8 protein-coding genes and 5 pseudogenes are annotated in these 9,827 nt (G+C 63.7%); 5 read left to right on the plus strand and 8 right to left on the minus strand.

Annotated elements, in window-relative coordinates:
- Together MHN80_RS25490 and MHN80_RS25495 are read left to right on the plus strand one after the other, a co-directional pair.
- Positions 1 to 182: IS3 family transposase (locus MHN80_RS25490; protein WP_239404123.1), on the plus strand; the 182-nt coding region annotated here is incomplete at its 5' end.
- 31 nt (positions 183 to 213) lie between these two features.
- Positions 214 to 1,035, plus strand: a pseudogene (locus MHN80_RS25495) (IS256 family transposase); the annotation flags it as partial.
- A 142-nt stretch (positions 1,036 to 1,177) separates the two neighbouring features.
- Here the strand turns inward: MHN80_RS25495 and MHN80_RS25500 are convergent.
- The 6 genes and pseudogenes from MHN80_RS25500 to MHN80_RS25525 form a co-directional block, all read right to left on the minus strand.
- Positions 1,178 to 1,525: pseudogene (locus MHN80_RS25500) on the minus strand (transposase); the annotation flags it as partial.
- A 300-nt stretch (positions 1,526 to 1,825) separates the two neighbouring features.
- A complete protein-coding gene (locus MHN80_RS25505) occupies positions 1,826 to 2,839 on the minus strand; it encodes a BtrH N-terminal domain-containing protein (protein WP_172622077.1) in 1,014 nt (337 codons plus the stop codon).
- A gap of 111 nt (positions 2,840 to 2,950) precedes the next feature.
- The gene (locus MHN80_RS25510; RefSeq protein ID WP_004020618.1) at positions 2,951 to 3,622 is read right to left on the minus strand and encodes a transglutaminase-like domain-containing protein; all 672 of its coding nucleotides are present in this window, start codon (positions 3,620 to 3,622) and stop codon (positions 2,951 to 2,953) included.
- A complete protein-coding gene (locus tag MHN80_RS25515) occupies positions 3,619 to 4,818 on the minus strand; it encodes an NAD(P)/FAD-dependent oxidoreductase (RefSeq protein ID WP_014928948.1) in 1,200 nt (399 codons plus the stop codon). Before MHN80_RS25515 ends, MHN80_RS25510 begins: the two co-directional genes overlap by 4 nt.
- A complete protein-coding gene (locus MHN80_RS25520) occupies positions 4,815 to 6,206 on the minus strand; it encodes a cytochrome P450 (protein ID WP_004020620.1) in 1,392 nt (463 codons plus the stop codon). The genes MHN80_RS25515 and MHN80_RS25520 overlap by 4 nt, the downstream gene beginning before the upstream one ends.
- Before the next feature lie 26 nt (positions 6,207 to 6,232).
- Positions 6,233 to 6,553 carry a 2Fe-2S iron-sulfur cluster-binding protein gene (locus MHN80_RS25525; RefSeq protein ID WP_004020621.1) on the minus strand — a complete coding sequence of 107 codons (321 nt, stop codon included), beginning with the start codon at positions 6,551 to 6,553 and terminating at the stop codon, positions 6,233 to 6,235.
- A gap of 99 nt (positions 6,554 to 6,652) precedes the next feature.
- Between MHN80_RS25525 and MHN80_RS25530 the strand changes: the two genes are divergently transcribed.
- Positions 6,653 to 7,678, plus strand: coding sequence for an AraC family transcriptional regulator (locus MHN80_RS25530; RefSeq protein WP_004020622.1), 1,026 nt, complete (start codon positions 6,653 to 6,655; stop codon positions 7,676 to 7,678).
- 5 nt (positions 7,679 to 7,683) lie between these two features.
- Here MHN80_RS25530 and MHN80_RS25535 read toward each other — a convergent pair.
- Positions 7,684 to 8,159 (minus strand): annotated as a pseudogene (locus MHN80_RS25535) (PaaI family thioesterase).
- 108 nt (positions 8,160 to 8,267) lie between these two features.
- Here MHN80_RS25535 and MHN80_RS25540 point away from each other — a divergent pair.
- Both MHN80_RS25540 and MHN80_RS25545 read left to right on the plus strand, forming a co-directional pair.
- A pseudogene (locus tag MHN80_RS25540) lies at positions 8,268 to 8,393 on the plus strand (TetR family transcriptional regulator); the annotation flags it as partial.
- A gap of 4 nt (positions 8,394 to 8,397) precedes the next feature.
- Positions 8,398 to 8,640 (plus strand): annotated as a pseudogene (locus MHN80_RS25545) (MMPL family transporter); the annotation flags it as partial.
- A gap of 67 nt (positions 8,641 to 8,707) precedes the next feature.
- On the opposite strand, the gene MHN80_RS25550 reads toward MHN80_RS25545, so the two are convergent.
- Positions 8,708 to 9,631, minus strand: coding sequence for an acyl-CoA dehydrogenase family protein (locus MHN80_RS25550; protein WP_014928945.1), 924 nt, complete (start codon positions 9,629 to 9,631; stop codon positions 8,708 to 8,710).
- Between the last annotated feature and the right edge of the window lie 196 nt (positions 9,632 to 9,827).

A 9,827-nucleotide genomic window follows, 5' to 3' on the forward strand; every position in this document is an offset into this window, starting at 1 on the left:
GGGCAGGTGTGGGCGAGGTCGAGATCGCCGTCGCTGAGTACGTCGAATGGTTCAACCACCGCCGCCTGCACGGCGAGATCGGACACGTCCCACCCGTCGAGTACGAGAGCGCCTACTGGTCGACCCAAACCGTCACCAGCTACCGTGAGAACCCGGTCCCCGCAAACGCTGGAACCAACTAACCGAGCCTCCAGCAAACCCGGGGCGATTCACACCGTCTCCCGAATCACGGATCGGGTCATCGAAGAGATGGTGTCGTGGTGGGCACGCCCGCTGGAGAAAGTGTACGCGGCGGTGTTCATCGACGCGATCATGGTCAAGATCCGGGATGGGCAGGTGCGTAACCGGCCCATCTACGCCGCGATCGGGGTGGATCTCGACGGGCACAAAGACATCCTCGGCATGTGGGCCGGCGACGGCGACGGCGAGTCGGCCAGGTTCTGGCTGGCGGTGCTCACCGACCTCAAGAACAGGGGTGTCCGCGACATCTTCTTCGTTGTGTGTGACGGATTGAAAGGGTTGCCCGACAGTGTATCTGCCGCGTTCCCGTTGGCCACGGTACAGACGTGCATCATCCATCTGATCCGCAACACCTTCAAGTACGCCTCCCGCAAGTATTGGGACACGATCAGCGCCGATCTCAAACCGATCTACACCGCGCCGACCGCCGCTGACGCCCGGGCGCGGTGGGAGGAATTCGCCGAGAAATGGGGCACGCCGTACCCGGCGATCGTGACCCTGTGGGAGAGCGCGTGGGAGGAGTTCATCCCGTTCCTTGACTACGACGTCGAGATACGGCGAGTGTTGTGCTCCACCAACGCGATCGAAAGTCTCAACGCCCGCTACCGGCGTGCGGTGCGCGCTCGAGGACACTTCCCGAACGAGCAGTCCGCACTCAAAACGCTCTACCTGGTCACCCGGTCGCTGGACCCGAAGGGTACCGGTCAGACGAAGTGGGCCGTACGCTGGAAGCCAGCGCTCAACGCCCCGGCCATCACGTTCGCCGATCGTATGCCCGCAGCCGAAGAACGCTGACCCGCCGAGCAATCGGAAAACCGCCGCTTACACCGAATATCGGACAGACCCGTCGGGGCCCGATTCCCGCCGAGCTCGTGGTGAGCGTGCGTGAGACGCTGGGTGGGGGTCGTCCAGAACGGGGGGTGTCCCTATGGGTTTGTCAAGCAGCTGAAGCGATTGGGGTTCGGTAGGGCTCGCTGTGCTTGAGCATCGCGTAGAGGACGTCGCATCGTCGGCGTGCCAGGCAGATGAGGGCGGCGTTGTGTTTCTTTCCTTCGGCGCGTTTGCGGTCGTAGTAGGCGCGGCTGGTGGGGTCGTGCAGTGCGGCGAACGCGGAGAGGAAGAAGGCTCGTTTGAGTTTGCGGTTTCCGAATCGGGCGGGGTGCTCGCCACGGATGGAGGTGCCGGATCGGTGGGTGACTGGTGCGATGCCGGCGTAGGCGGCCAGGTGGCCTGCGGTGGCGAATGCTGAACCGTCGCCGACTTCGAGGAGGATGCGGGCTGCTGTGTAGGGGTCGTAGCGGATCTGGTTTCGCACCGCGGCAAAGTGGCTCCGCGCCATGTCTCGATCGTTGTCCGCGTCGCCGGTAGCATCACGGGTGGACGCCTGCACGGTGGCGTGGTCGAAGGCCAGGATACGTGACGCTGCGAGAAGAACTGCAGGCTTCCCGGTTGCCTCCTGTCGATGTCACAGGACCCGGGTCAGCGGGAACCGGCGTCCTGCTGATGGTAATGCTCCTGCGTGCGTTTGTGTGAACGCGGCGGCCCTGCTTAGCGTCCTCCTCGCGGACTTGCCGCGACAGGCCGGTTAGCCTGACAAGGATGCTGCGGCCTTTCGTAGTGACGCCTCCAGGGTCGTTTCCGCCTCGGGTAGAGCCGCCGCGAGGGTTGTGACGGATCGGAGCCGCTCGGATGAGGCGTGATCCTTCTGTACTGCTGCGCGTGCGACTGCAGTCCAGGATGTCGCCGCATGGTGGGCGTTGGCTGCAAGGATGGCGGTGGCGTGATCGCCGGTGAGGCGCGCGATTTCGTCGCAGCCCTGTGCCAGCAGTCGGCGGAACAGGCCGCCGCCGGTCCCCGCTTTCTCGATGAAGGCGCCGAGGCTGAATAAATGCATCTCGAGGTCGTCGGTCGACAGGGCTCCCCAGCTGCAGACGTCGGATGCGAGCGCGCTGGCAGCGTCGAGGCCGTGTGACCCGTGTTCTGCGGGCCCGGCGATCGTCGATGCGCCTGGGGTGCTCAGGCTCGCTGCGGATTGTGCGAATGCCTGTGCGGCCACCTCGAGAATCGAAGGTGGCGTCTGTGGCCAATTGATACGAAACAGCGTGTGTCGGGTTGGCTCCGGGAAGGAGGTCGAGCGGCGCGCGCGTGCGAGTGCGTCCAGTGGGACGCGTTGAAGGTCTTCGCGATCGTTGTCGGCGATGTACGCGACGCCTTGCGTCTCGTCGTAGCCGACTACAACGATGTCGTGGCGGCTCATGCGCAACTGGACCCGCAGGTAGGGGAGTTCTGCGATCTCCGCCCAGACCAGTGCAGGGCGTCCCTGATCGATCTCGCCACGAAGGTTCTCCCAACCCTCGGCCGGGTCGTCTGTGGCAAGCACCTCGACGGTGCCGCCCAGACGGCGGGGGAGGTCGATCTCAAAATCAGGTCCTCGTCCGACTAAGTACACGGGTGGCATCAGCGCTTTTGATCGAATGTAGGTGAGGGAGAGGGCTCCGCCGAGGGCAAAGACGAGGCCCTCGTCGGGTGGGCCGTCGTAACCGAGCCCGGTCCACTCCATGAGGTCTCGCATCGCACCGGACCCACAGTGGCCACCCATTCGGTGCGGGTAGGGGTCGATCATCGAGGGGCCGGACACTGACACGATCCTCCTGTGTTGAGGCGGTACGAAAATTGTCGATTGCCGGGCCGACGACTGAGGCAGACCGGGTTAGGCGTGGAATGCATCTAGTGACGTCGCACGCTGCGTGAGTATAAGAGGGCCATAGGCCTCTTTGAGAGCCACCAGGATGTTGTCGAGAGGCAGGTCGTTGTACACACCTCTTTCGCGGACGTACTCCATGTGTGTTGAGCCGTCCGCGGAGTGAGCGTGGAGCAACGCGTCGCTGTCGCCGGTGAAGTCGATCGGGGCGACTCCGAACCGCGCGCACAGTTCCGAGTTGAACGCGGGTGTCGCCTTGAGCCACCGTCCGTCTATGTAGACGTGGCTGTACCCGTGATAGACGAAGACGTCGGTTCCCATCAGCTCACGTAGGGCGCCCGTTTGGAGGTGATTACGGACGTCGGCGAAGCCTAGCCGCGCTGGGATCCCGGCGGCGCGGAATGCGGCGGTAAGCACGACGGCCTTGGGGACGCAGTATCCACGCCCGGATTCGATTACATGGCTGGCCCGGTAGTGCTCTGGGTCGTTGGAGACGGTGTACGGGTCGTAGCGGATGGCGTCGCGCACCGCGGTGAACAGGCGGCCGGCTTTGTCTTTGTCGGTGGTCGCGTTGCCGACGGCTTCGCGTGTGAAGGTTGCGACGGTGGCGTGCTCGATGTCGAGGAAGCGTGAACCCGTCAGCGCCGCCGGGCTGACCGCATTTGTCGGTGATGTGGTCATGGGGCCGCTCCGATCAATTCGGACCTGACGATCGGCGCTCGTTGTGCAATGGCGCGCTTGGCGGTCACGAAGTCAGCGGGTCTGTTGACGCAGTCAGCTGCAATCAGTTCTCCGGCGGTTAAGTAGTAGCAGGTGAAGTCGCGGCCATGGGCGGGGTTGCCGCTGACCAGCACCTCGTCGTATCCGGTGTTGAGCCCGGCGATCTGGAGTTTGAGGTCGTATTGGTCGGACCAGAACCATGGCAGTGCGGCGCGACCGGTTGTGTTGTCGCAGATTGTGGCCGCCGCGATCTTGGCGTGCTCGGTTGTTGCGGACACGCACTCGAGACGAACACGTCGCCCGTACCGCTCGATTCGGTGGTTGGCGCAGTCGCCGGCTGCGACGATGTCAGGATCGCTGGTACGAGCGCGGTCGTCGACGAGGATGCCGTTTTCGACGTCGATGCCCGCAGCTGCTGCGAGCTCCGTGTTCGGAATGACGCCGACGCCGACGATGACCAGGTCAGCGGCCAGCGTCTCCCCCCCGGACAGGACAACGCCGTCGACTCGTTCGTCGCCGCGGAACCCTTCGACCATTGCGTCGGTCCGTACCTCGACACCCTTCTCGCGGTGAATTCGATCGAAGAATTCCGACACGACGGGCGCCGTGACACGTTCGAGTACGCGTCCTGCCGCCTCCAGGACGGTGACCTCGACACCCAGGGTTCGAAGCGAGGCCGCTGTCTCCAGGCCGATGTACCCGCCGCCGACAATGACGACCCGCGAACCCGGGACCGCGGCGGCGCGGATGGCCTCGACATCGGTGGCGGTGCGCAGATAGTGCACGCCCGGCAGGTCGGCGCCGGGGACCGGCAGTGCGCGAGCTCGAGCGCCGGTGCACAGGGCCAACTTCGAGTAGGACACCGCGTCGTTGTTGCCAAGAGTGACGGTTCGTTCGGCACGGTCGATCGAGGTCACGGTCCCGTCGACGAGCTCGATCCGTTGCTTGTCGTAGAACTGGCGGCTCCGAATCGCGACATCGTCGAGATGGCAATCGCCAGCCAGGTATGCCTTGGACAGCGGCGGCCGCTGATACGGCAGGCGGCCCTCGTCGCCGATCAGCAGGATGGCCCCAGCCCACTTCTCCTTGCGCAAATTGGCCGCCAGCTGTGCGCCCGCGTGGCTTGCGCCGACGATCACGACCCGATCAGTACTCACGTCTCCGGCTTGGGAGTCAGACGGACCATCATCTTGCTGATCCCACGAACGAAGTTGGACTGCACGTACTCCGGATCACCGACCACCTCGATGTCGTCGAAGCGCTCGAGAAGTTCTTCCCAGAGAATGCGCAACTGCAATTCGGCCAAACGGTTTCCCATGCAACGGTGCACACCGAAACCGAACGCGATGTGGTTGCGAGCGTTGGACCGATCGATGATGAGCTCGTCCGGGCGGTCGAACACTCGCTCGTCGCGGTTGCCGGAGGCATACCACATGACGACTTTGTCACCTGCGCGGATGAACTGACCGTTGAGCATCACGTCCTTCTTGGCGACCCGACGCATGTATGCCAGCGGGGTTTGCCACCGGATAATCTCCGACACCGCATTGGGAATCAGATCCGGATTGGCTTTGAGTTTCTCGAACTGCTCGGGAAACTCGTTGAGAGCCAGCACTCCGCCGCTCATCGAGTTGCGGGTGGTGTCGTTGCCGCCGACGATCAGCAGCACGAGGTTCCCGAGGAACTCCATCGGGCTATTGTCGAGAAGGTTCTTGGTGTCCTCGTTGCTCTGCAGCATGGTGATGAGGTCGAATCCGGTCTCCTCGCCTGCCGCGGTCCGCGCGGCCTTGTCTCGCCACAGCGCACTCAAGCCCTGTGCCATCGCGACCATCTCGCGGAAAACTTTGTCGTTGTCCGATGGTCCGCCGTTGGCCTGCTCCATCGACGTGGCCAAATCCGACCACTGGACGAGTTTGTGGCGCTGCTCGTAGGGGTAGTCGAGCAATGTCGCGAGCATCCGCGCGGTCAGTTCGACCGACACGGTCTGGACCCAGTCGAACGGTTCGTCGAGCGGTAGCTCCTCGACGACTTCCCGGACGCGAGACCGGATGAGGCCCTCCATCTCGCGCAGGTTCTTCGGTGCGACGACTCCCTGGACGGCGGCGCGCTGCTTGTCGTGCCGCGGCGGGTCCATGGCGATGAACATCGCGATATCCATGAAACGCGGGGGCCGACCGATGATGATGAACGGTTCGGCGGAGAACGCTTCATGGTTTTTGTCGACAGCGATGATGTCGGCATGTCGAGTGACCGACCAGAACGGCCCGAAGGGACTGCGGGGCTGGAAGTGAACGGGCGCCTCATTGCGCACACGCTCGAAGTAGGACCGCCACATGCCCTGTCGGTAGAGAAATGGGTTGCTCAGATCGATGTCAGTGAGTTCGACGTCCTCGACCGGCGGGATGGGGGTCTCGGTGAAGATTTTCTTGCCGTCGGTTCGGGTGACGATCCGGCGGGTCTTGTCATAGACGTGAGCGCCACGGATCTGCAGATCGATCGGGATCATGGACTGCGCCTTCTCGGCGATCGCGGTGGTAATGCTCATCTGAAAGTCGCTCTCATTCTCTCACTTCACAACTGGAACTCGGGGAGGTGAACGGTCAACCCGTCCCACTCTTCGCGCGCGGTCATCTGACACGACAGCCGCGAGTTGGCCTCACGCTCGGGGTGCATGCTCAACATGCCTTCTTCGACGTCTGTGCTGTGGCCGACGGTGTCGATCCACGCGCTGTCGACGACGACGTGGCAGGTTCCGCATGCCGCCTCACCGCCACAGTCGCCATCAATGCCCGGTATCGCCTGGTCGACCGCGGTCTGCATCAGTGACCTGCCGGGCATCACCGGCGCGGGGTAGTCCTCGCCGTCGTGGGTCACGTAGGTGATCGTGGCCATGGCCACCTCCTTGTTCCTGGGTCGTAGAGATGAGTGTGCGCGCGGCGAATGTGGTCGATCCAGGTTCGGACGTCGCGATGTCTTGTTAACTTGGCTCATATGAGCCTTGTCGAGTCGGGGATGCCGCCGCTGGCGTTCGCCCAGCTCCTCGACAGCGGCGCCTTGGGCGCGGCGGAGACCCGAGCGTTCGAACGCATCATGGCCCGCGAGGGCGTCGATCTCGCGGTCGTCATTGCGCGACAGGGCCAAGTGCCTGTCCGGTGGTTTCACGAGGTGTATCCGGCGATGGATTCCCAGCAGGGATTCCGGTTGGGCGTAGCGTTCGCCGAGCACGCTCAGCTCACCTCGTTCGGCCCCATCAGTTTGCCGCTGGTCAGTGCGGGTTCCGTCGTCGAAGTTGTTCAACTGCTTCAGTTCTTGCCCCTGATATCGACCGCGCTGAGCACCGAGTTCCAGCACGGAGATTCTGGACTGACGATCGCTCTGGCCGGGCGCACCGACAGCGCCGGCACCGATTGTTTCGCCGTCACCTACGGTGGTCTGGCTGTCCTGCGGTTGGTGGACATGCTCGCCGGTGCCGTCCCCTCCGTGGAGCTTCATCTGACATGCCAGGCGCCGGCAGACCTGATCGCCGTGGGTGAGATCGGCCATCGGATCGTTTTCAACGCGCCCGCGGCGTTCGTGCACATACCGGCTGCCGTGCTCTACGACGTGTGCCGTTTCTCCGACCCCGTGGCCTACCGGATCGGTATTGCCGAGCTTCGACGCGTCTACGAACAGCGTAGGCCCAGTTCCTACACGCAGCTGGTCCGCGCACAGTTCGATGCCGACCCTGCCCGCGCTGACGGTGCTCGTATCGCGGCGGAGCTGTCGATATCGGTGAGCACACTCAAGCGACGCCTGAACGCCGAGGGCACCACCCTGCGTCGCCTGCGGCAGCAGTTCGTCCAAGAACGGGCCACCGCGCGACTGCTGGATCCGGGCATCGGTGTCGGCGAGATAGCCGCAGAACTGGGGTACTCCGACGCCGCCAGCTTCTCTCATGCGTTCACACGGTGGGTCGGATGCTCCCCGACGCGGTTTCGCCGCGCACCGGCGAATCGGCAGGCAGCGCCGGGCATCTGAGCAGGTCAGTCCGCGCGAAGAAGATTGACGAAAAAGCTGTCTACCGTGGAGGTGTCGGCGTAGCGCGCGAAGTGCATGAGATCGACTTTCACGAACTCGCCGGTGGCGGAAAAGTAGGTCTCGCCGTCCACAGTCCCGCTCGCCCCGATGTGCAGGATGTGATCGGCGTCCTCGTCGATGCACGCCGTAAGACGTACTGGTACGTGGAGGGGTACCGGTCGGCGGTACTTGACGGTCAACGTGCGCGTGACGGCCGGGGTGCCGGCGATCCACAGCGTGAATCCCATGATGTCGTCGCACGCGGCCGAGATAGCGCCTCCGTGCGCCAAACCTGGTCCACCGGAATGCTTGGTGGTGAAAGAGTGATCGGCAAAAACGCGGTCGCCGTCGCGGTACACCTCGAGCTGCAGGCCGCTGGCATTCTCCGGCCCGCAGCCCTGCACGATGGGGAGTGTGCGGGCAGTTTGGTGGGTGCTGACATCACAGTCCTCGAATCGATGCTCGTGCCGGTAGCAGACCACTACCAACGGTATCGTTGGTAGAATGCCACATCCACGCTGGACCAACAGCGTGAGGAGACCTGGTGGCGGTGAGCATCAATGGCCTCGACGACGTCGATCCGCGGCGGGTTCGTTCCCGGAACCGTCTGCTCGACGCCACGGCGGTGTTGCTGCGCAGCGGGGGAGTGGAGGCTGTCACCGTCGAGGCGGTCACGAGCGTTCCCGCAGCTGGAGACAGTCGTGCGGCAGCAGTCGGTCGACCCGATCCCTGCGGGAGTGCCGTCGTTTCAGTCATTCGACCGGATGGGCACGGCGTTCGGGGAGAAAGGCGCCAAGACAACGGCGTTTATCGCCATGGAGAACCGTGGCGGCCTCACCCCGACGGTGCGTGCACGCTACGACGAGCTTGTCCAGGAACTTCGTGGCACCACCGCCGATGTCGCTTCCGCCCGCGACCTGGTGGGGGGATCGCCGATGTGTGTTGTCGAACTTGTCAGGATGTAAAGCCTGGGACGGGATCACGGTCGTTCTAGAAGTACTGGCCGACGTCGGCAATCTTGTAGGCCACCGGGTCATGCAGGCTGTGCGTCCGGATGTTGCGCCAGAACCGGTCCAGCCCCAAACGCGGGTGTGTCCCACGCGCCCCGATGACCTCGAAGATCCGGCTGCCTATAGACAGACCCGCCTCGGTGGCCAAGACCTTCACCCCCGACACCTGAACCATCAGCGAGGCCCGATCGGCGGGTGCCAAAGCATCACCCTTCTCCCAGATCCGCTGCACCGCGTGCGACGCATCGCGGGCCGCCGCGTCAGCGCCTTGTAGTTTAATCGCAAGCTCTCCAAAGGTCCGAACTACGTATGGATCCTGCGTGGCCTCAGAAACCCCCGCAGGGGTCCATGGCCGTGCGTGCTCCAGCGTGTATTCGCGAGCGGAGTCCAGCGCTTCGGCGGCAATTCCTATGTAGACGTGCGAGAAGATCAGTTGCACCAACGGGCCGAATAGGCTGGCGCGCCTATAGCCGAAAAAGTCGGTGATCACGCTGTTCGGAGCCCCCAACACCTCGTGCGGAAGCACTTGAACATCTTTGAAGTCCGTTGTACCGCTGTCGGTCCGCCGCATCCCCAGGGCTTTCCAGTCATTGTTGGGACGCACTCCCCCTCGGTCGGTGGGTATGACCGCTGTGATAATTCCCGACCGCTCGGGTGAGTCATCATCCTGCGCCACGCCAAACACCAGAAGCAGATCGGATCCGAGCGCCCCGCTACAGAAATGCTTGGTCCCGTTCAGCACGTAACCACCGTCGTCGCGTGGGGTTGCACGCACCTTCCAGTCGAGAATGTGACTGTTGTTCTCGCTCAACGCGTTCCCCGTCCAGGAACCCTGCGCCACGCGGCGGTAAGTGGCGTCGCGCTGCTCCGGCGAGCCGAGGAGTTCGATGAAGGCTGCACACACGAGGTGGTATCCGTAGAGGTGGCCAAGCGAGCCGTCGACCTTGGCAATCTCGCGGATTACTGCGAAGACTGAATCGCCCCGGGTTTGCTGGAGGCTCGGTTAGTTGGTTCCAGCGTTTGCGGGGACCGGGTTCTCACGGTAGCTGGTGACGGTGTGGGTCGACCAGTAGGCGCTCTCGTACTCGACGGGTGGGACG

It is taken from the genome of Gordonia sp. McavH-238-E, assembly GCF_022348225.1.
GTDB lineage: Bacteria > Actinomycetota > Actinomycetes > Mycobacteriales > Mycobacteriaceae > Gordonia > Gordonia terrae.

Excerpts from the sequence above, each read along its gene's own strand:
- MHN80_RS25505 (WP_172622077.1), bottom strand. The coding sequence starts at position 2,839 with ATGGGTGGCCACTGTGGGTCCGGTGCGATGCGAGACCTCATGGAGTGG.
- MHN80_RS25510 (WP_004020618.1), bottom strand. The coding sequence starts at position 3,622 with ATGACCACATCACCGACAAATGCGGTCAGCCCGGCGGCGCTGACGGGT.
- MHN80_RS25520 (WP_004020620.1), bottom strand. The coding sequence starts at position 6,206 with ATGAGCATTACCACCGCGATCGCCGAGAAGGCGCAGTCCATGATCCCG.
- MHN80_RS25525 (WP_004020621.1), bottom strand. The coding sequence starts at position 6,553 with ATGGCCACGATCACCTACGTGACCCACGACGGCGAGGACTACCCCGCG.
- MHN80_RS25530 (WP_004020622.1), top strand. The coding sequence starts at position 6,653 with ATGAGCCTTGTCGAGTCGGGGATGCCGCCGCTGGCGTTCGCCCAGCTC.